Source organism: Roseovarius sp. CAU 1744 (genome assembly GCF_039839345.1).
GTDB lineage: Bacteria > Pseudomonadota > Alphaproteobacteria > Rhodobacterales > Rhodobacteraceae > Roseovarius.
In genome coordinates, this window is record NZ_JBDOQV010000005.1 from 14,877 (window position 1) to 35,865 (window position 20,989).

The following is a 20,989-nucleotide window of genomic DNA, read 5'->3' on the forward strand; positions in this document are numbered from 1 at the left end:
GCTCAGCCCAGTTGCCGCCGGATTTCCACCTCGGCCAGCACACGCCGCAGCACCGTCAGGATCATGTCGCAGCCTTCGACGTCGAAACTCAGCGGCGGGCGGATTTTCAGGATGTTGTCATGCGGCCCCTCGCTGCCGATCAGGATCCGGGCGTCGCGCAGCCGGTTCTTGATGTAACCTGCAATAGCCGTTCCCGGCGTGCGGGTTTCACGGTCACTGACCAGCTCTACGCCCAGGAACAACCCCATGCCCCGCACATCCCCGATCACCTCGAAATCGTTCTGCAAACCGCGCAACCCGTCCATCAGCACGGCGCCCATCCGGCGGGCATTCTCCATCAGCCCCTCGTCATCGACGATCTCCAGCACCTCCCTGCCGATCCGGCAGGACAGGGTCGAGCCGCCGAAGGTCGAGAAATATTCGGGTCCTTGCGCAAACGCCCCGGCAATCGCCGAAGTCGTCACCACCACGCCCAGCGGATGACCATTGCCGATGGGCTTGCCCAGCACCACGATGTCCGGTGTCACACCCTGCTGTTCAAACCCGAAATAATGCGTGCCCAGCCGGCCCAGCCCGGTCTGGACCTCGTCGGCGATACAGATGCCCCCTGCCGCGCGGATACGGGCATAGACCCCGGCCAGATACCCCTCGGGCGGGATAATCTGGCCGCCGACGCTGGGGAAGGTCTCGGCGATGAACCCGGCCAGCGTGCCGCCCCGCGCGGTGATATGGCCAAGCGCATCATCGGTCAGGGCCGCGAATTTCTCCGCCCGCGCCGGATCGTCACGCCGGAACGAGCCGCGGTAATCATCGGCCACCTCGATCAGTTGCACCCAGTCCGGCTGCCCCACCCCGCCCTTTGCATTGAACTTGTAGGCGGAGATGTCGATCGCGCCCGTGGTGTTGCCGTGATAGCCGTGGTCCGGCGTCACCATATCCTTGCCACCGGTCGCGGCCCGGGCCAGCCGCAGGGCCAGTTCATTTGCCTCGGTGCCGGAATTGACGAAATAGCAGACGCAAAGCCCTTCGGGCATCTTCGACAGGATCTTGTCGGCAAAGGCGGTCTGGGCCGGGTGCAGGTAGCGGGTGTTCGAATTCATCCGCAGAAGCTGGTCCGCCGCCACCGCCTGGATGCGCGGGTGCGCATGGCCGACATGGGGCACGTTGTTATAGGCGTCCAGGTAGGGTCGCCCCCATTCATCGAACAGGTGATGTTTCCAGCCGCGCATCAGCATCACCGGCTGGTCATAGCTCAGCTTCAGGTTGGCGCCGAAATGGCGCTGCCGTTTGTCCAGAATCTCCGACCGGTCGACGGGCCGGTACCGGGTCTTGTCATCGGGCAGGTTCAACAGCGCCGCCGGGTTGGGGCAAAGCGCCTCCCAGAAGGGCAGTTGATCGGGCGCGGCGACACCGGGAAGGTCATCTTCGATCCCGTCGAAGGCCAGCGACAACTGGAAATGCACATGCGGGCTCCAGCGGCCGTTTTCGGCCGGGATGCCCAGCCGGGCGAATTCCTGCCCCCTGGCAATCTGCTGGCCCGGTCTCAGCGCGGTCGCCGACGCCTTCGACAGGTGGCCATAGAGCGTGAAGAACGCGTCGCCCGCGGGCGTTTGGTGGAGCAGCATCACCAGCCCGCCATAATCCAGATTGGCATCGCGATACCCGGCGAACACCACCTCGCCCGGCAATGGCGCATATAGCGGCGTTTCCGCCTTGGCAAAGACATCCACCGCGATATGCACACTGCGCCGGTCGCTGGCCTTCCACGGGCCAAGGCGAAAGAAGTCTTCGGTATAGATCAGGCGCGGCTCGGCAAAATATCCCATCCAGACGGGCGTATCGGCATGGTATTCGGCCCCGGCGGTCGCCGCCTCCTCGGCGGTGATCCGGAACGGGTCGCGCGGCGTCGTGCTGGCCTCGACCGCAAGCGCGCCCATCGGCACATCCTCCAGCGCCTGGCCGATCAGCGGGGCGAAATTTCCGCGCTCGGCATCGAGCCATGCCATCACCCGAGGCGCGGCATCCGTCACCGGCAGCCCGCAGGCGACGCGCAGGCGCCCCCCGATCAGCGCCGGATCGACGCGCCCGGCCTCAAGGAATTTCCAGGCGGGCGCCTGCGAGATCACCACATAGGGATCATCGGGGTTTTCCAACGCCATCCGCGTCGAATTCACCAGGCTCACCGCCAGCCGCATCTCGATCAGCGGCCAGACCAGATCAACCTCGGCCGGGGTCAGCGGGTTCACCGCATGATAGCCGGCCACCAGCGCCTCCAGCATCACCTCGGGGGCCTCGTGGTCCAGCACCAGATACGCCCCGGCAATGGCCAGTTCACAAATGCGCGGCGCGGCGCACATATCCCCGAAATCAATGATGCCGGTAATTTCAGGCGCCGCCCCCAGACCGCCGTCGACCAGAATATTGTAGTCGTTCACGTCGTTGTGGATCGCCTGTTGCGGCAGGCGCTCAAGCGCCGGTTGGACAGATCGGTACCCGGCGATTACCCGCTCCAGCAGTGCCCGGCGCGATGCGTCTTCGATGACGGTGGTCTGGTCAATGATCCAAGCCGCCTGCATCGGGTTCCATTTGAAATCACGCTGCAACCCGGGATGGTCGAATGCCGCCAGCGCCTTGTTCATGCGCCCCAGATGCCGTCCCAACTGACCGGCCAGTGCCGCGATGTGCGGACGAAAGTCGGCATAGGAAATGCCCCCTGCGCGATGCAGCAGCCAGACAAGGCGGTCTTGTCCCGTCTCATCGGGCAGCGTAGCGAACAGGTCACCTCCGGCGGTCGCCACCACGCCCGGCACCGGCACATCTGGCGCCGCCGCGTTGATATGCGCGATCGCTCGGCACTGCATCTCGACCAGCGCCGGCGCGCAGCCCGCGCGCATGACCTTGAGGATATGACCCGGCGTGCCGCCGACGCGAAAATTCAGATCGTATTCGCCGTCAAGCCGCGTCAGCGGGGCCTCAATCCCCCAGGTCTCGGAAAGGGCCTGTTGCCAATGGGCTGTCATCGTCGGTGCTACCTGTGCTGTTGTTGCGATCGGCGCCAGTTAGCCTGATTTTCACACCGACCTGAACCCCCGAAACCCCCCGGTTTACCGGTTTCTTGCAATCACCAAACCTCGCCGCCACCCGTGCCTTTGGCCGGTCAGCACAGATGGAAAGATCGAACAAACGGTCGAAGTCACCATTGGCGACAACGGAATTTTCGAAAATTCCGTCTTGGAAAATTTGTAATTTTCCATCCCGTTTTCTTCGAAGAAAACGGTCCCGGCATCAACGGCGCGATTACAGCAAAGTCTCAGTCCGGGCATTTCGAACAAAATAAGGCGCCGCGATTTCTCGCCGCGCCTTATTGCCTGTCGCGGGCGATTTCAGACCGACATGCAGATGTATTTCATCTCCAGGTAATCCTCGATCCCATGATGGCTGCCTTCGCGGCCAAGGCCGGACTGCTTGACACCGCCAAACGGCGCGACCTCGGTCGAGATGATGCCGGTATTGACCCCGACGATACCGTATTCCAGTTCTTCCGCCACCTTGTAGACGCGGCTCAGATTCTTGGCGTAGAAATAGCTTGCAAGGCCGAAGATCGTGTCATTGGCCATGGCGATCACGTCATCCTCGTCCTCGAACTTGAAAAGCGGCGCAAAGGGGCCGAAGGTCTCGTCCGTCGCCACCTGCATGTCCTGCGTGCAGCCGGTCACGATCGTGGGCGGCAGGAAATAGCCCGTGCCTTCCATCGGCGCGCCGCCGCCCAGGATCACCTCGGCGCCTTTCGATGTCGCATCCGCCACGTGCTCCTGTACCTTGTCGATGGCGTCGGCGTTGATAAGCGGGCCAAGGGCGGTGCCTTCCTCAAGCCCGTCACCGATTTTCATCTGGCTGACTTTCTCTTTCAGCTTGGCGGCGAAAGCGTCATAGACGCCCGCCTGCACGTAGATCCGGTTGGCGCAGACACAGGTCTGGCCGTTGTTGCGGAACTTGCACATGATCGCACCTTCGACCGCGGCATCCAGATCGGCGTCGTCAAAGACGATGAAAGGTGCGTTGCCGCCCAGCTCCATCGAGCATTTCATCACGCTGTCGGCAGCCTGACGCAGCAGGATGCGCCCCACCTCGGTCGAGCCCGTGAAGGTCAGCTTGCGCACCGCCGGGTTCTCGCAGAATTCCTTGCCCACGTCCGAAGAGCGTGACGAGGTGACGATGTTGAACACGCCCTTCGGGATGCCCGCGCGTTCGGCAAGAACCCCCATCACCGTGGCCGACAGCGGCGTTTCCGCGGCCGGGCGTCCCACGAAGGTGCACCCCGCGGCCAGCGCCGGGGCGGCCTTGCGGGTGATCATCGCGTTGGGGAAGTTCCAGGGCGTGATCGAGGCCGCCACGCCGATGGGTTGCTTGATCACGGTGATGCGCTTGTCGCGTTGATGACCGGGAATGGTCTCGCCATAGATACGCTTGGCCTCTTCGGCGAAGAACTCGATGAACGCCGCGCCATAGCCGATCTCGCCCTTGGCCTCGGCCAACGGTTTGCCCTGCTCGGCGGTCAGGATGGTCGCCAGGTCATCGGCGTTCTCCATCATCAGGTCGAACCACTTGCGCAGCACGGCGGCGCGTTCCTTGCCGGTCCACTTGGCCCAGTCCTTCTGGGCCGCTTGGGCAGCGGCGATGGTGTCGGCGACCTGTGCCCGGCTCATGTCCGCTACCTTGGCGATCACGTCGCCACGGGCGGGGTTGGTGACGTCAAAAGTGCCGCCGTCGCCGTCCACCCACTGGCCGCCGGCATAGGCTTTCTCGGCCAGCAGCGACGGGTCTTTCAGCAGCGATTTCAGATTGGTCTCGGTCATGTCGGTTTTCCCCTGAAATTGGTCTCGCACAGCCAAAGCATCTTGCGCTAGGCTTGTCCAGTACCGGAGGGGAGTTATGCCGATGGATTGGGACGATGCCTATGCCAACGCGCCTTACATAGCGGGGGCCGACGCCTATCCCGAACGCTGGGCCAAACAGGCGGCCGCCTACCGCGACGAACTTAGCGCCGCAGGGCGGGCCGAGCTTGGGCAGTCTTACGGCCCGTCCGAACGGCAGCGCTACGACCTGTTCCACCCCGAGGGCACGCCGCAGGGCCTGTTCGTGTTTGTTCACGGCGGCTACTGGCTGAAGTTCCACCGCAGCTTCTGGTCGCATTTCGCGGCGGGGATGGTGGCGCGGGGATGGGCGGTGGCAATGCCGTCCTACGATCTCTGCCCTGATGTGCGGATCTCGGATATTACCGGACAGATCGCGCGGGCGATCCCGCAGGCAGCCGGTCAGGTCGACGGCCCGATCATCCTGGCCGGGCATTCCGCCGGCGGTCATCTGGTCGCGCGGATGTGCATCCAGGGCCTGTTGCCCGCGCCGGTCTTCGGGCGCATCCGTCATGTGATGCCGATCTCGCCCGTATCGGACCTGCGACCGCTGATCAACACGTCGATGAACGCAGATTTCAATCTGGACGATGCGCTGGCTGTTGCCGAAAGCCCGGCGCTGATGTCACCCCAGGATGTGCCGGTCACGGTCTGGGTGGGGGCCGACGAACGCCCCGTGTTCCTGGATCAGGCGCGCTGGCTTGCCGAGGCCTGGGATGCAGCCCATGTGATCGAGGATCATCGCCACCATTTCGACGTGATAGACGGTCTGACAGATCCCGAAAGCCGTATGATCCGGACACTGCTGGGCTGATTTCACCGTTCCAGAAATACTCAATCCTGGCATTTGCGGCGCCCGGAAACGGAATGAGTATTTTCGGAACGGTGAAGTTACCATTGGCGCGCGGACCAGCAGGGTAGCGCGTCGTTTGTGGCCGGTTGGGCCGCGAACACCGCCCGCGCGATGGCACGCGCCATGCAGGATGCGGCGGCGTGGCCGATCATCAGCAGGTCGGAAACCGGCGGCTCAGCCGGCACCGTTCCGGTGGCGGCGGCAAAGATCAGGTCGCCATCCATCGGCGTGTGCGACGGCACCAGGGCACGGGCAAAACCGTCATGGGCCACCGTGGCAAGCCTCGCGCATTGCGCCTGAGTCAGGGCTGCATCGGTGGCGACGATGCCGATGGTGGTATTGGCATGTTGCGCCAGCTTGGTGCGCGGGATCTGTACCGTTGGGAACGCCTCGGCAACGCCCAACCCGCCGAACTCTTCCCCGATCTCGAAGGGCGCGGCCCAGAAATGCGGGCCGTCCCCCACCACGGCCGACCCGAGCGCATTCACCGCGACCAGCGCGCCGACTGTATGGCCCGAGGGAAGCACCAGCGAGGCCGAGCCCAGGCCGCCCTTCAGGTTGGCGGTCGTGGCCCCGGTGCCCGCGCCGGTACTGCCCAGCGCGAAATCGGCAGAGACCCTGTCCAGCGCCTGCCTGCCAAGCGATTTATAGGGATTGTCTGACCAGTTCTTGTCGCCGCCATTGAGCAGGTCAAACAGGATCGCGCCGGGTACGATCGGCACGCGCTGGCCCCCCACGGCAAAGCCGCGCCCGATTGCGCGCAGCCCGTCCGCCACGCCCGAGGCGGCATCAAGCCCGAAGGCCGACCCGCCGGAAAGCACCAGCGCGTCGACCTGCTCGACCGTCTTGTCCGGCGCCAGCAGGTCGGTTTCGCGCGTGCCCGGCGCCCCGCCCATCACATGCACCCCGGCGGTGAAGGGCGCATCGCCCAGCAAAACGGTCACGCCCGTCTTGCGGGTGGCATCCTCGGCGTTGCCGACGCGCAGGCCCGCCACATCGGTGATCAGGTTCAAAACTCCCGGTTTTGCGCTCATGGTATGAAAACGTCCCTTTTGGTGTCGCAAAACATCTTGCCAGATTGCGCGGGATCGGCAAGAAGGGCGTCAGGCCGGGGCGATGGCGTCGCCCGCTCTTATACAGGGTCTTGGCCGCCTATATCCCAACAGTCCTGAACGCCGGGACCTCTTTCGCAGGAGGTCACTATGACTGCATATCAAGACATCACCCGCTTTGGCGGCACCGCCCGCCCCGAGATGTACCGTTTCCACAATGGCGAAAAGGCACCGCTGGCCTTTGACTTATCCGAATACGAGGCCCGTATCGCCGGCCTGCGCCGGCTCATGGCCGAGGCGGGCGTCGAGGCCGCGGTATTCACATCGATGCACAATATCGCCTATTACTCGGGCTTTCTCTATTGCGCTTTCGGCCGGCCTTATGGTCTGGTCGTCACCAAGGATGACTGCGTGACGATCAGCGCGGGCATCGACGCCGGCCAACCCTGGCGGCGGTCGTTCTGCGACAACATCACCTATACCGACTGGCAGCGCGACAATTACTGGCGGGCGATCCTGTCGGTCAGCGGCAAAGGCCGCGTGGTGGGGTATGAGGGCGATCACCTGACCCTGATGCAACGGGACAAGCTTGAGGCGTTCCTGATTCCGTCAAAGACCGTCGATATCGCGGGCCACACGATGCGCCAGCGGATGCACAAATCGGCGGCAGAAATCGCGCAGATCCGCCAATGCACCGCGATTGCCGATGTGGGCGGCTACGCGATCCGCGACGCGGTGCGGACCGGCACGCGCGAGATCGACGTGGCGATGGCGGGCCGCGACGCGATGGAGGCCGAGATCGCGCGCGTCTTCCCGGATGCGGAATACCGCGACACCTGGGTCTGGTTCCAATCAGGCCTCAACACCGACGGCGCGCATAACCCGGTGACGGGACGCGTCCTGCAGCGCGGCGATATCCTGAGCCTCAACACCTTCCCGATGGTCAGCGCCTATTACGTGGCGCTGGAGCGGACCATGTTCGTGGGCGAGGTCGACGATGCGTCGCTGGCGATCTGGGAGGCGAACGTGGCCGCCCATGAATACGGCATGTCGCTGCTGAAACCCGGTGCCAGCTGCGCCGAGGTCACGCACAAGATCAACGATTTCTTCGCCGAGCGAGACCTGCTGCAATACCGCACCTTCGGCTATGGCCATTCCTTCGGCGTGCTGAGCCACTACTATGGCCGCGAGGCCGGGCTGGAGCTGCGCGAGGACATCGATACGGTATTGGAGCCGGGCATGGTGATCTCGATGGAGCCGATGCTGACCATCGCCGATGGCCAGCCCGGCGCGGGCGGTTACCGCGAACACGACGTGCTGGTAATCACCGAGGACGGCAACGAAAACATCACCGGCTATCCCTACGGACCCGAGTTCAACGTGGTCGGGTGACACCCGGTTCAAGGTGGTGAGGGCGGCCCCAATGGCCGCCCTTTTTACCAATCAGATCATTCCGAAGATGCGTGCCGGGCCGCCGGTGCCGCCTCGGTGCTTGGGCGCGCCGACCAGGATCGTGGCGCCGCTGGCCGGCATCTTGTCGAGATTGGCGATGTTCTCGATCCCGAACCGGCCGGTTGGCAACCAGGCGTAGTGGGTCGCGAAATCGCCCGACGCCCCGTGATCGAGCGACAGCGTGTCACTTGCGATCGACCCGGCGCCGGTCTCAAGCAGCATCTGCGCGGCCTCGACATGGAACCCCGGGAAATGCATCTTCTCGCCGTCGAAATTGCGGTAGCCCTCACCCCCGGTCTTGGTGCCCCAGCCCGAGTAGAGCGCGACACAGGCATTGTCCGGAATGTCACCATTCGCGCTGATCCATGCCTTCAGGTCATCCGGGGTCAGCTGCGTATCCGCGTCCTCGGCCGCGCGGGCCGCGATATCCACCACGCAGAGCGGCGCCACCAGCGATGTGACCGGTATTTCATCGACCGATGCACCGTCAGCGGAGAAATGCAGAGGGGCGTCTATATGCGTACCGGTATGCTCGTTCAGGTTCATCGTGAACAGGTTCAAACCATTTTCGGCGAAGTTGAATTTCTGCTCCATCTCGATGCCGGGGGCGCCCAGATAGGTTGGAAAATCCGCATCGAAGGCATGTGTCATGTCTTCGATCGTACCATGCCCCTGGGCCAGTGCGGGCGGGGCGGTCGCGGCGCCAAGCGCGGCGGCGGTCCCGGCTGCGGCGGTTGCGCTAAAAAACGCGCGCCGTGACAGCATTTTCTCCTTCACTGAGTTCAGGACACATATATCGCACATGGTTTTCTCCAGTCGTTTCCGGTTATAGATGAGAAGAGGGTAGCACGGGCTGGGACACGGTCGAGTCACATCTGGGCGATGTTCCCGAGAACGGCGATCAATGTCTTGAAGCGTATCAGATAGGGGGCCTGCATGGTCTATGTGAAATGGGTGTTCAGAGTGTGCTTCTGGCTGCTGGTCATCGCCTTCTTTCACTACACATTACCGCAGCATGACATTGCCCGCGTGACAGACACCTATGAGAAGCGGATAGATTTCGGTGAGAACTCAATCTTCTGGTCCAGCGCGGATGTCGGCAATGATCCCACGGTAACGAACCGTGACGTTTTCTTCATCCAGTCCCGGCTCAGCAATGGCCGGGTGATGGTCTATCGCAACGAGGATACCGGTTGGGGCTGGCCGCCCTATTTCAAGTTCGACACCTCGAACCTGCAGGCCGAGGCGGCGGACCTGAAATCATCCGCCGAGGCGCCGAAATGGGTGGCGATCAAGCATTACGGCTGGCGCAACGAGTTCCTGTCGATCTTTCCCAACGCGGTCAGTGTCCGTCAGGTCGATGGGCCGGAGGTCACGATTATCCCGTGGTTCAACATCGCCGTGCTGACCATTCTCTTTGCCACATACTGGGCGATCCGCGTGCGCTGGATCAGGTTCCGCAAGAACCGGATCGAAGCCAAATACGATGAATGGACCGACGGCTGGGGCTGAGCGCCTGCTTGCGATGGCAATCGCGGCGCGCCTGTACCCCCGCGTGGCACCAGGGCCGGGTTGCCCTGCCACCAGCGTTTAACCCGGTGACATCCGATAGAGCGCGCCCCTGCCCACGCTGAGAAACCAGATCGACCCGTCAGGCGCCTCGCGGATGTCGCGCACGCGCTCGGTTTCCCCGGACTGCAACTGTTCCTCTTCCGCCAAGGGGTCGCCGCCCAGCCGGGCGATATAGTCGAATTTCAGCGACCCGACAAAGATATCACCCTCCCACTCAGGCCACAGCGCGCCGGAATAAACCATCAGCCCCGAAGGCGCGATCGAGGGATCCCAGTAGAATTCGGGCTGTGCCATGCCGTCCTTCGCGGTGCCCTCGCCGATCTTGGCGCCGGAATAGTGCCGCCCGTAGGAAATCACCGGCCAGCCGTAGTTCGCCCCCTTGCGCACGGCGTTCACCTCGTCTCCGCCGCGCGCACCGTGTTCGCTGACCCAGAGATTGCCGTCCAGGTCCAGCCCCGCCCCCTGCGGGTTGCGATGCCCATAGGACCAGATCGCGGGCCGGGCAGCGGGGTCATCCACAAACGGGTTGTCGACGGGGATCGAGCCATCACGGTTGATCCGGATGACCGAACCATTCTCGCGGCTCAGATCCTGGGCCGAGGGGCGGTCGCCACGCTCGCCGATGGTGACAAAAAGCGTGCCATCCGGCGCCTCGACGATCCGGCTGCCGAAATGCCGCCCCCCGGAAGAGCCGGGCGTCAGTTCGAAGATCTCGGTCCAGCCGTCCAGCCGCCGACCGTCCTCGGACAGACGCGCCACGCCCACGGCCGTGCCCGATCCGTCAGGCTGCCACTTGGAATAGGTGAAGAAAACCTCGCGGCTGGCCTGGAAATCGCGGGGGATCATCACATCCAACAGCCCGCCCTGACCCTGCTCTGCCACCTCCGCCATGCCGTCCACAAGATGGCGGTCGCCATCCACCAGCCGCCACAGCGTGCCGCCCTTTTCGGTAATCAGCACCGAGCCGTCCGGCAGGAAGCCGAAACCCCAGGGTTCGTCCAGACCGCTGGCCATTTTGGAAAGTGTAAGTTTGCCCTGACTGGTATCCAGCGCAAGAACCGGGGAGACATGAAGAAACGCAAGAAAAAGCAGCGCTATCACTGTTGAAGATTTCAGCACGGGTACTTTACCCCTTCCAGTCATGTATGCTAGGGAATGTAGGCCGATTGGGGCGAAAAGAAATCCATGAAGCGGTAATTTATTAATGCTGATCCCAATTACCCGTTGCCTTGCCATCACAGCGATTGTCCTATGCAACCCGGAGCAGTCAGCCGCCGCCTTTGATCCGCAATACAACTGTAGGACGCTACGCGATGAAACCGGTGTTCGCGTTGACGGTAACCCCGTTGATTTGCAACAGGGTACGACGGTATGGCTCACCTTCTCGCATGTCGGCTACGGTTACTTCCCTGTGCATCTCAGGTTACCCGGAGAGATTGGGATCGCGGCCTATGACGGAAAGGTCCTGGGGGATGTGAAGGAACTGCCCAAAGACAAGGTACTGCGAAACATCGACGGGTTCGTTTGGGTACACGCGCCGGACGGCGACACCGAAAACCCGATTGCAATAGGTCTGGACTGTGGAGAGCCTTATTGAGCCGAAGGCGTGCTCAATATCCGTGTCAGGCGCGCAGGTCGCCGATCTGCGCAATATCGAGAACCTCCAGAACCTTGGCTTCGATCCGGGTCGCATCCAGACCCGCCACGTGGTACATATCCTCGGGGCTGGCCTGGTCGATGAAGATATCCGGCAGCACCATCGAACGGAATTTGAACCCGCGGTCGAAGACACCGTGTTCAGCCAGAAGCTGCGCCACATGGCTGCCGAACCCGCCAATCGCGCCCTCTTCGATGGTGATCAGCGCCTCGTGGTCTGCCGCCAGAGACAGGATCAGATCTTCGTCCAGCGGTTTGGCGAAACGCGCATCGGCAATCGTGGGGGTCAGACCGCGCGCGCTCAGCGCCTCGGCGGCTCTCCGCACCTCGCCCAGCCGCGTGCCGAAGGACAAGAGCGCCACCCGTGCCCCGCGCGAGATGATCCGGCCCTTGCCGATCTCCAGCGGCTGGCCCGTCTCGGGCATCTCAACCCCCTGCCCTTCGCCGCGCGGATACCGAAAGGCGATGGGCCCGCTGTCATGCGCGGCGGCGGTCGCCACCATATGCACAAGCTCCGCCTCATCCGCGGCAGCCATCACGGTAAATCCCGGCAGGTTGGACAGAAACGCCACGTCATAGCTGCCCGCATGGGTCGCCCCGTCCGCGCCCACCAGCCCGGCGCGATCAATCGCGAAGCGCACTGGCAGGCGCTGGATCGCGACATCATGCACCACCTGGTCATAGCCACGCTGCAGGAAGGTCGAATAAAGCGCGCAGAACGGTTTCATCCCGCCTGCGGCCAGCCCCGCCGAGAAGGTCACGGCATGTTGTTCGGCAATGCCCACGTCAAAGCAGCGTGACGGGTAGCGTTCGGCAAAGAGGTCCAGGCCGGTCCCGTCGGGCATGGCGGCGGTGATCGCGCAGATCTTGTCGTCCCGCGCGGCCAGGTTCAGCAGGCTATTGGCAAAGACCTTGGTATAGCTGGGCGCGTTCGAAGGCACCTTTTTCTGCTCGCCGGTGGCGACGTCGAACTTGGCGGTGGCGTGGCCGCCGTCGCGCGCGGCCTCGGCCGGCCCATAGCCCTTGCCTTTTTTCGTGGTTACATGGATCAGGATCGGCCCGGTCGCGCGCTGCTGCACCGTACGCAGAACGGGCAAGAGCTGATCCATGTCATGCCCGTCGATGGGACCGACATAGGAAAACCCGAGCTCTTCGAAGAGCGTGCCACCCACGGCCATGCCCTTGAGCATTTCCTTGGCGCGCCTGGCCCCTTCCTGGAACGGCTCCGGCAACAGCGACACCGCGCCCTTGGCGGCGGCCTTGAATTCCTGGAACGGCTCACCGGCATAAAGCCGCGACAGGTAAGAGGACAGCGCGCCGACGGGCGGCGCAATCGACATCTCGTTATCGTTCAGAATGACGATCAAACGGCGCTTCAGGTGGCCCGCGTTGTTCATCGCCTCGAACGCCATGCCCGCGCTCATCGCGCCGTCGCCGATCACCGCGATGGCATCGCCATGGCCGGTCTCGCACGCGCCGCCCAGATCGCGGGCCACGGCAAAGCCGAGCGCGGCACTGATCGAGGTTGAACTATGGGCGGCGCCAAACGGGTCATAGGGGGATTCGGACCGTTTGGTGAATCCGCTCAGCCCGTCCTTCTGCCTGAGGGTTCGGATCCGGTCGCGCCGTCCGGTCAGGATCTTGTGCGGATAACACTGGTGGCTCACGTCCCAGATGATCTTGTCACGCGGCGCGTCGAAGACCGCGTGCAGCGCCACGGTCAGCTCGATCACGCCCAGGCCCGCGCCCAGATGCCCGCCGGTCTCGGACACGGCGCTGATCGTCTCGGCCCTCAGCTCACCCGCCAGCCTGGACAGCTCGGCATCCGACAGACGTTTGAGGTCGGCCGGGCCGTGGACCTGATCCAGGAGGGGCGTTTCGGGGCGGTTCGGCATTCTGGGCGTACCCACATTCATTCAGGATTTGCGCGCAATAACGAAACGCGCGATCTGCCGCAAGGTTTCGGCATCGTCACCATATAGAGATAGGGCATCGCAGGCCGCATCAACAAGGGTCTGGGCGCGTGTAATTGCCGCATCCAGCCCCAGAAGAGACACAAAAGTGGCCTTTCCGGCGGCGGCGTCCTTGCCCACGGCCTTGCCCACCGCCTCGGCAGAGCCGGTCACGTCGATCACGTCGTCCTGGATCTGAAACGCCAGTCCGAGCGCCCCGGCATAGGCCGACAGCGGCCCGGTATCGGCGCCCGCCATGACCGCGCCACTGGTCGCCGCCCATTCGATCAGCGCGCCGGTCTTGCCGGCCTGAAGATGGGTGATCTCTTCCAGCGTCAGGGGCGCATCGGCGGTTTCAGCCGCAATATCAAGCTCCTGACCCAGCACCATCCCCTGCCCGCCCGCCGCGCGCGCAAGCCCAAGCGTCAGGTCGGCACGCGCCTCGGGCGTCGGTGCGCCCTCGGGGTGGCTGACCAGCTCGAATGCCAGCGAATGCAGCGCATCGCCGACCAGAACGGCGGTGGCCTCGTCCCATTTCACATGCACGGTGGGCTGCCCCCGGCGCATGTCATCGTCATCCATGCAGGGCAGATCGTCATGCACGAGGCTGTAGGCGTGCATCGCCTCGATCCCGGCGGCGGGCCAGATCGCGCGGGCCCGCGCGATACCATGCAGCCGGGCGCCTTCCATGACCAGCAGGGCGCGCACCCGCTTGCCGCCCCGGGTGGCATAGCGCATCCCCTGCGCCACCGCGCCGTCGCCGAACGGCGCCAGCACCTTGTCGAAATGCGATTGAACCTCCGCCGCGACCGCGGCGCGCGCGTCCTGCATCGAGCCTACTGGCCCTCGACCGGCGTTGTCCCGGTGGGCTGACCGTCACCATCCAGCGTGATCGCCGCCACCTTCTCCTCGGCCTCTTTCAGCTTGGCCTCGCAGCGCTTTTTCAGTTCCGCCCCGCGTTCGTAAAGCGAGATCGAATCCTCCAGCGCCACATCACCGCGTTCCAGCTGGCCCACGACCTTCTCCAACTCGCGCATCGCGGCTTCAAAGGTCATCTCGGAAATCGGGGTATCGGTCATGATCTGGTCCTGTGGGTCGACGTTTCGCGCGCAGCATAGTCGCGCGGCTTTCAGTGTTCAATTCGGTTGGCGTGATTGATCGCGGATACCGGGATTTCCCGAACGGTGGACTGCCCGGCGTGGGGGCGCGGCCGGACCGGCAGAACATGGCCAGGCTGCCAGCGAACGCTCCCGGAACCGATGCGGCCTAACGCCCCTTGAAAAGCCCGCCCAGGATGCCACGCACGATGCGCCGGCCGGTCGTGCCCTTGAGTTCCTTCAGCACCACGTCGGTCACCGCCCGGCCCAGGCTTTCGCCCATCGACCTGTCCTGCGCCCCCCGGCGAGAGGATGAGCGCGACACCTTGATCCCGGTATAGCGCCGGCCTGCGTTGAATTCACGCTCGGCGGCGGATTGCGCTTCGGCCTGTTCCTCGGCCGTCTCGGCTTCTTTCGCGGCTTCCTCGGCCCGCGCGGCGAGGATCTCGTAGGCGGACTTGCGATCCACCGTGGTGTCGTATTTGCCCGCCAGCGGCGAGGCCGCCATGACCTGCCCGCGCGTGGCCGCATCAATCGGGCCAAGTTTCGACGACGGCGGACGGATGAGTGTACGCTCGACAATCCCCGGCACGCCTTTTTTCTGCAGCATCGAGGTCACGGCCTCGCCGACGCCCACATCGCGGATCGCCTCGGCGGTATCGAACCGCGGGTTCGGGCGGTAGGTCTCGGCGGCGCGCACCAGCGCTTTCTGATCCCGCGCAGTGAAAGCCCGCAGCGCATGTTGGAACCGGTTGCCCAATTGTCCCAGGATATCCTCGGGCACGTCGTCGGGGTTCTGGGTGATGAAATAGACCCCGACCCCCTTGGACCGGATCAGCCGCGCCACCTGTTCAACCTTATCGACCAGTGCCTTGGGCGCATCCTCAAACAGCAGATGTGCCTCGTCGAAGAAAAAGACCAGCTTGGGTTTGTCCGGGTCGCCCACCTCGGGCAGCGTCTCGAAAAGCTCGCTCAGCAGCCACAGCAGGAAGGTCGCATAGAGCCGGGGCGCCCCCATCAGCTTGTCCGACGACAGGATGTTGATGCGCCCGCGCCCGTCCGGGTCGGTCAGCATCAGGTCGTCCAGGTCAAGCGCCGGTTCGCCAAAGAGCTTGGTGCCGCCCTGGTTCTCCAGCACCAGCAACTGCCGCTGGATCGCGCCCACCGACTGGGTCGAGATATTGCCATAGCGCAACGACAGATCGCCCGCGTTCTGCCCGACCCAGACCAGCAGCGCCTGAAGATCCTTCAGATCCAGCAGCGGCATCCCCTGCTCGTCCGAGACGCGGAAGGCGATGTTCATCACCCCTTCCTGCGCCTCGGTCAGTTCCAGCAGGCGCGACAGCAGCAGCGGCCCCATCTCGGCCACGGTGGTCCGCACGGGATGACCCTGATCGCCGAAGAGATCCCAGAAGGTGACGGGAAAGGCCTCATAGCGGAAATCGGCAAAGCCGATGGTCTGGGCGCGGCTGGTGAAGGCATCGTGCAGTTTGAACCCTTCGCTGCCCGCCGCGGCCAGACCAGAAAGATCACCCTTTACATCCGACAGGAAAACCGGGACGCCGGCGGCGGAAAACCCCTCGGCGAGAATCTGCAACGTCACGGTCTTGCCCGTGCCCGTCGCCCCGGCAATAAGGCCATGACGGTTGGCATACCCTAGGTTCAACCCCTGCGCTTCGCCGTATTCCGCGCCGCCGCCACCAATAAAAACCTGATTTTCCAATGCCATCACCCCCTGTCTTACTTTTTTCACGGTCTGAACATACTCGGTTAATGTTTTCCTGCCAGTATGAAAATCGACCCGGGGCCTCATGTCCTCTTGGCACCGGGTGACTTCCTCCCTGTCAGACTGGCCGCGCCCTTGGGTGCGGCCCTTTTTTGTTCGATAAACATTTTTTCATCTTGCCTGTTGACCGACGCATTTATCTGCCCTAGCGTCGCTTTTACAAATAAGTCGGCCAGTCCGGCAGGGAGATACAATGAGAAGAGGCCGACCGGCCTCTTTTCAGTTTCCGGGCCCCGGCATCGTCCACCAACACCTGCACAGACCGGTTTCCCGCCGCAACGCTTTCCCGGAATCGTGATTTTGACCTGACAGGCCAATCACACCATGTTAGAGCGCAGCGAAACACGTAGTAACCATCAAACGGGGAACCGATGCCCAGACTATTCAATCTCCTGCCACTGACCGCCGCGCTGATGTTCGCAACCTCGGTGCATGCGCAAGAAACCGCAACGTCCGAGTCCGGCGCCGACGCCCCCGCTCAGGCGGAGACCGAGGAGGTCACGCAAGATCAGACAACCGAGGCGGCCGATGCCGAGCCCGCCGAAGAAGGCAACACCGCCGATGCGGATGGTCTCGACATGGGTCAGGAAGTTGTCGAGGATCCCACCTATGTCAAGGAAACCTACGGCGACTGGCAGCTGAAATGTTTCCGTAGCGAAGGCCAGGAAGACCTGTGCCAGATGTACCAGCTGTTGCGGGAGGACACCGGAAACCCGGTGGCCGAATTCAGCCTCTACAAGCTGCCCGAAGGCGCGCAGGCATCGGCCGGTGCCACGATCGTTGTGCCCCTGGGGACGCTGTTGACCGAGGGTATGCTGATCTCGATTGACGGCGGCAAGGCCCGCAGCTTTGCCTATTCCTTCTGCAGCGCAGTCGGGTGTTTCGCCCGTATCGGCCTGACCGAAGGCGATGTGGACGCATTCAAACGTGGCGCAAGCGCCAACTTGCAGATCGTACCGGCCCAGGCGCCTGACCAGAAGGTCAATATTAACGTGTCACTGAGCGGCTTCACCGCCGCCTATGACAACGTGTCAACGGTTCAGAACTGACGCCCGCGCAGGGGTCATGACCTCCGAAGCGCCGCCCAGAGGGCGGCGTTTCTGTTTGGTACCAACGGCTAAGGGGCACTGAACCCGCCATCGACGCGGCCAGTTTCATCCACGCGGACGAACTGCCACGCTCGAAGCTTCGCGGTTCGGATCAGGAAATGCATTTTTGACGGCGTGTTGCCAAACCCGCAGGCGCGTGACCACCGCAAGGCGGGACACGCAGCCTGTCCGGCTGGGTCAATCAGGCGCAGTCGGGGCGATAGGCGCGGGCCTGGGCCGTGGGATGCGGAAGGCCCGGATAGGCACAGCGCTTGGGCGAGATATGCGGGAAGATTTCCATCAGTTCCTCGCGTGTCGTAACATCCATTTCCGCGATTGCCTTGGGCGACGGGCGGAAGCTCTCGACAGGCAGGCCCTCGGCGCAGAACACTTCCTGATTGTCGAAGATCAGGTTGTAGTAGGTCACACTGTCGGTCCCCGGATCGACAAAGGCCTGATCACTGGCCTCGGCCAGGGCGCCAACACGCATCAGGCAGGATTGTTCATCGGCAACGCCGGAAATCCGGTATCCCGGGATCAGGGCACGGTGGCCGCAGGCAATGCGCAGATCGCGGACGGGCATCATCGGGCCGACCGCGCGGGGCTTGAGGCGAACGGGCGCCAGCTCGGGGCGTTCACGCATCTCGGCGGCGGTCACTGTGCGGGTCCAGATCATGCGCACCGGTTGCAGACCGTTGTCCCGTGTGACCACCATGTCACCCGGATGCAGGATGTCGACATGCCGCGCGCCCAGCGGGGTTCGCACGTTGGCGCCGCCGCATAATCCGGTCAGGTAGCGCCGATCTGTTTTCAAACTTGCTGACAACGACGTGGCAAATCCCATGGTCCACTCCTCAAAATCCCGTCCATCTATAACTCTTCAAGGTTAATACGCCGGAAATTGGGTCCGAGTGTGGACAGAATGTGACAGTTCGGCATTTCCCGGCGGCCCCTTGGAAAACCCCAGTCGAATCAATGTGCTTGCCGGCCTGACGGGTGCCTGCCGCAGATCCCGCCGCCGTGGTGGGCACAGGAATTTGCCTGCGAATTGAATAGAACTTTCTGCTCTGCCCGCTGACCCGGCCCCGCCGCAATCCCGCCGGTCAGGATGCCGAGGCTTTTCCTTTGCCCTTGCACATGGCAGGCTGGGCGCGCGCAACAGGATGATCCAGCCCTATGACTACCCGCAGATCCTTGCCGGAAAATGTCTCGGTCGCTGAAAAGCGCGGGGATGACCGGCTATATGCACCGGCGGCCGAGCGTAATGCCCGGGCCATCACGGATGTCCTGTCCTCCTGCGCGCCGCGAGCAGGCCGCGCATTGGAGATCGCCAGCGGTACGGGCCAACACGTGGCCGGGTTCGCCGCGGCAATGCCGCAGCTGCTCTGGCAACCGACCGAGATTGACGCGGAACGCCGCAACAGCATTGACAGCTGGTCACGCGGGGCGGAAAACATCCTGCCCGCACAACACCTGGATGCCACCCGTCCGGGATGGTCTGCGGATCATGCGGGGATGACCCTGATCGTCGTGGTCAATCTCTTGCATCTGATATCGTCCGGGCAGACCCGGCAGCTGATTGCAGAGGCTACCCATGCGCTTTTGTCTGCGGGCAGGCTTGTGATCTACGGGCCGTTCCTGCGCGATGGCCGGGCCACATCCGAGGGCGACGCACGATTCCACGCCAGCCTGCGCGCCGCCGACCCCGAGATCGGGTACAAGGACGTCGAACAGGTCCGGCAATGGCTGGCCGATACCGGGATGCGGATGGTCGATACCATTGACATGCCCGCCAACAATCTGACCCTGATCAGCGAAAAACCCCAGAGGCCCTAAAATGCCCCGAGCAGTTCATTTCCTTCTGACGTTTCTCATCGCCTGCTGGCTGTCGCTGCCGACCCCGGCACAGGCACAGACCACCACCGCCGGAGCCGTGAAGTTCGGTGACAACAAGCCGGTCAAATGGACCGGGCGCGCGCCCAGCAGGTTTCCCGTTCACGGCATTGACGTGGCGCGGTTCCAGGGCCAGATCGACTGGCGCAAGGCCCGCCGCGCCGGGGTCAGCTTCGTGTTCATGAAGGCGACCGAGGGCGGTGATCTGCTGGACCCGCTGTTCAAGGATCACTGGCGCGGGGCCAAACGCGCAGGCATCCCGCGCGGAGCTTACCATTTCTACTATTTCTGCACCCCGCCCGAGGTGCAGGCCCGCTGGTTCATCCGCAACGTGCCGCGCAACAAGGGTACCCTGCCCCCGGTGCTGGACATGGAGTGGAACCCGTTTTCCCCCACCTGTGCCACGGTGCGCCCGCCCGGGGCCGAGGTACGGCGCCAGATGAAGGTATTCATGGACATCGTGGAACGTCGCTATGGCCAACGCCCGATCATCTACACCACCCCGCAATTCTATGAGGACGCCGGGCTGCATCGGCTGACGAACGAGGAATTCTGGCTGCGCAGCACGGCCAAGACGCCGGCCCAGGCCTATAGCCCGGATCAGGGCTGGACCTTTTGGCAATATAGCGGCACCGGCGTGATCGACGGGATCGGCAAGGAAGTCGATCTGAACGTCTTTGGCGGCAGTGCCGATCAGTGGCAAAGGTGGCTAACCGCGCGCCGGCGCTAGAGCCGCCCGCAGTCAGTCCGCCACTTGCGCCCGGCGCCTTATCCGCGCCCAGAGCCTGCCATCGGTGATGCCCAGCCCCAGGGCGATCAGGCCAAAGCCGATCCAGGCGTCGCGCCCCAGTGCCTCGTCCAGAAACAGGGCTCCCAGGGCGATGGCAAAGGGCGGGATCAGCAGCGTGACCAGCATCAGGTTGGCCGCCCCTGCCCGCACCAGGATCTGGAAATACAGCAGGTATGCCAGGGCGGTCGAGATCACGGCAATCGCCAGCAGCGACGCCCAGACCGGCGGCGAAAGGTCCAGCTGCGGAACGCCATCCGACAAGACCGCAACCGGGATCATCAGAACCGTGCTGCCGATCAGCATCCCAAGGGCATTCATCTGCGGCGGGATGCCGGCCAGTGCCAGCTTGGCCCAGACGCTGGCAACCGCATAGGACAGCGCCGCCCCGAGGATCGCCAGCTGAGCCAGGTTTCGCGGATCCAGGCCGCTGATCGCCTCGGGCCCCATGATCACCGCCACCCCGGCCAGGCCGGCCAGCGCCCCGGCCACTTTCCGCGCAGTTAGCGGCTCATCTTTCAGCAACATCCCCGCCACCACCGCCCCGAAAACCGCCGTGGTGCCGTTCAGGATTGACGCCAGCCCGCTTTCGATCCGGGTCTGCCCCCAGAAGATCAGCGAAAAAGGAAGCGCGTTGTTAAGCGCGCCCATCACCAGGTAGGCGCCCCAGATGCGCGGGTCGCGCGGCCAGGCAATTCCCTGCCACCAGATCACCGCCATCAGCACTGGCACCGCCCAGAATACCCGGTGCAGGGTGATGGTCAGCGGCGGTACTTCGCGCAGGGCAATTTCGGCAAAGAAGAACGACCCGCCCCAGACCGCGGCAAGCACGAACAGCAACAGCGCCGCCGGCGCGGAGATCGAGGTAGAGGCCTGGTTTGTCATGGT

18 protein-coding genes are annotated in these 20,989 nt (G+C 63.7%); 7 read left to right on the forward strand and 11 right to left on the reverse strand.

Annotated elements, in window-relative coordinates; translation table 11 throughout:
- Window positions 1–2: 2 nt before the first annotated feature.
- Both AAFO92_RS10980 and AAFO92_RS10985 read right to left on the reverse strand, forming a co-directional pair.
- The gene (locus AAFO92_RS10980) at window positions 3–3,050 is read right to left on the reverse strand and encodes an aminotransferase class III-fold pyridoxal phosphate-dependent enzyme (RefSeq protein WP_347535663.1); all 3,048 of its coding nucleotides are present in this window, start codon (window positions 3,048–3,050) and stop codon (window positions 3–5) included.
- Between the two features lie 333 nt (window positions 3,051–3,383).
- Window positions 3,384–4,856, reverse strand: a complete 1,473-nt coding sequence (locus AAFO92_RS10985; protein WP_347534984.1) for an NAD-dependent succinate-semialdehyde dehydrogenase — start codon at window positions 4,854–4,856, stop codon at window positions 3,384–3,386.
- 82 nt (window positions 4,857–4,938) lie between these two features.
- Between AAFO92_RS10985 and AAFO92_RS10990 the strand changes: the two genes are divergently transcribed.
- The gene (locus AAFO92_RS10990) at window positions 4,939–5,727 is read left to right on the forward strand and encodes an alpha/beta hydrolase (protein ID WP_347534986.1); all 789 of its coding nucleotides are present in this window, start codon (window positions 4,939–4,941) and stop codon (window positions 5,725–5,727) included.
- 77 nt (window positions 5,728–5,804) lie between these two features.
- Here the strand turns inward: AAFO92_RS10990 and AAFO92_RS10995 are convergent, their stop codons facing one another.
- The gene (locus tag AAFO92_RS10995) at window positions 5,805–6,800 is read right to left on the reverse strand and encodes a P1 family peptidase (protein WP_347534988.1); all 996 of its coding nucleotides are present in this window, start codon (window positions 6,798–6,800) and stop codon (window positions 5,805–5,807) included.
- A 168-nt stretch (window positions 6,801–6,968) separates the two neighbouring features.
- Here AAFO92_RS10995 and AAFO92_RS11000 point away from each other — a divergent pair, with 168 nt between their 5' ends.
- Entirely contained in the window at window positions 6,969–8,210 is a 1,242-nt protein-coding gene (locus tag AAFO92_RS11000; protein ID WP_347534990.1) for an aminopeptidase P family protein, read from the forward strand.
- A gap of 51 nt (window positions 8,211–8,261) precedes the next feature.
- On the opposite strand, the gene AAFO92_RS11005 is transcribed toward AAFO92_RS11000, so the two are convergent.
- Window positions 8,262–9,074: a cyclase family protein gene (locus AAFO92_RS11005; RefSeq protein WP_347534992.1), complete on the reverse strand. Its 813-nt coding sequence runs from the start codon at window positions 9,072–9,074 to the stop codon at window positions 8,262–8,264.
- A 132-nt stretch (window positions 9,075–9,206) separates the two neighbouring features.
- On the opposite strand from AAFO92_RS11005, the gene AAFO92_RS11010 reads away from it, so the two are divergent.
- On the forward strand, window positions 9,207–9,782 hold the full coding sequence (locus AAFO92_RS11010) for a DUF1523 family protein (protein WP_347534994.1): 576 nt from the start codon (window positions 9,207–9,209) through the stop codon (window positions 9,780–9,782).
- 78 nt (window positions 9,783–9,860) lie between these two features.
- Here the strand turns inward: AAFO92_RS11010 and AAFO92_RS11015 are convergent, their stop codons facing one another.
- The gene (locus AAFO92_RS11015) at window positions 9,861–10,961 is read right to left on the reverse strand and encodes a PQQ-dependent sugar dehydrogenase (protein ID WP_347534996.1); all 1,101 of its coding nucleotides are present in this window, start codon (window positions 10,959–10,961) and stop codon (window positions 9,861–9,863) included.
- Between the two features lie 85 nt (window positions 10,962–11,046).
- Here AAFO92_RS11015 and AAFO92_RS11020 point away from each other — a divergent pair, with 85 nt between their 5' ends.
- Entirely contained in the window at window positions 11,047–11,439 is a 393-nt protein-coding gene (locus AAFO92_RS11020) for a hypothetical protein (protein WP_347534998.1), read from the forward strand.
- A gap of 25 nt (window positions 11,440–11,464) precedes the next feature.
- On the opposite strand, the gene dxs is transcribed toward AAFO92_RS11020, so the two are convergent.
- From dxs to AAFO92_RS11040, 4 genes are all read right to left on the reverse strand, one after another.
- On the reverse strand, window positions 11,465–13,393 hold the full coding sequence (gene dxs / locus AAFO92_RS11025; RefSeq protein ID WP_347535000.1) for a 1-deoxy-D-xylulose-5-phosphate synthase: 1,929 nt from the start codon (window positions 13,391–13,393) through the stop codon (window positions 11,465–11,467).
- Between the two features lie 21 nt (window positions 13,394–13,414).
- Entirely contained in the window at window positions 13,415–14,281 is an 867-nt protein-coding gene (locus AAFO92_RS11030) for a polyprenyl synthetase family protein (protein ID WP_347535002.1), read from the reverse strand.
- Window positions 14,282–14,286: 5 nt separating this feature from the next.
- Entirely contained in the window at window positions 14,287–14,529 is a 243-nt protein-coding gene (locus AAFO92_RS11035; protein ID WP_347535004.1) for an exodeoxyribonuclease VII small subunit, read from the reverse strand.
- Between the two features lie 187 nt (window positions 14,530–14,716).
- Window positions 14,717–16,270, reverse strand: a complete 1,554-nt coding sequence (locus tag AAFO92_RS11040) for a helicase HerA-like domain-containing protein (RefSeq protein WP_347535665.1) — start codon at window positions 16,268–16,270, stop codon at window positions 14,717–14,719.
- A 434-nt stretch (window positions 16,271–16,704) separates the two neighbouring features.
- Here AAFO92_RS11040 and AAFO92_RS11045 point away from each other — a divergent pair, with 434 nt between their 5' ends.
- On the forward strand, window positions 16,705–17,382 hold the full coding sequence (locus AAFO92_RS11045; RefSeq protein ID WP_347535007.1) for an invasion associated locus B family protein: 678 nt from the start codon (window positions 16,705–16,707) through the stop codon (window positions 17,380–17,382).
- Between the two features lie 241 nt (window positions 17,383–17,623).
- Here the strand turns inward: AAFO92_RS11045 and AAFO92_RS11050 are convergent, their stop codons facing one another.
- Window positions 17,624–18,265, reverse strand: coding sequence for a Hint domain-containing protein (locus AAFO92_RS11050; protein WP_347535009.1), 642 nt, complete (start codon window positions 18,263–18,265; stop codon window positions 17,624–17,626).
- Between the two features lie 332 nt (window positions 18,266–18,597).
- Between AAFO92_RS11050 and AAFO92_RS11055 the strand changes: the two genes are divergently transcribed.
- The gene (locus tag AAFO92_RS11055) at window positions 18,598–19,257 is read left to right on the forward strand and encodes a DUF938 domain-containing protein (protein ID WP_347535011.1); all 660 of its coding nucleotides are present in this window, start codon (window positions 18,598–18,600) and stop codon (window positions 19,255–19,257) included.
- A 1-nt stretch (window position 19,258) separates the two neighbouring features.
- Window positions 19,259–20,044 (forward strand): GH25 family lysozyme, encoded by a 786-nt coding sequence (locus tag AAFO92_RS11060; protein WP_347535013.1) that lies wholly within the window; start codon window positions 19,259–19,261, stop codon window positions 20,042–20,044.
- A gap of 12 nt (window positions 20,045–20,056) precedes the next feature.
- Here the strand turns inward: AAFO92_RS11060 and AAFO92_RS11065 are convergent, their stop codons facing one another.
- Entirely contained in the window at window positions 20,057–20,986 is a 930-nt protein-coding gene (locus tag AAFO92_RS11065; RefSeq protein ID WP_347535015.1) for a DMT family transporter, read from the reverse strand.
- Between the last annotated feature and the right edge of the window lie 3 nt (window positions 20,987–20,989).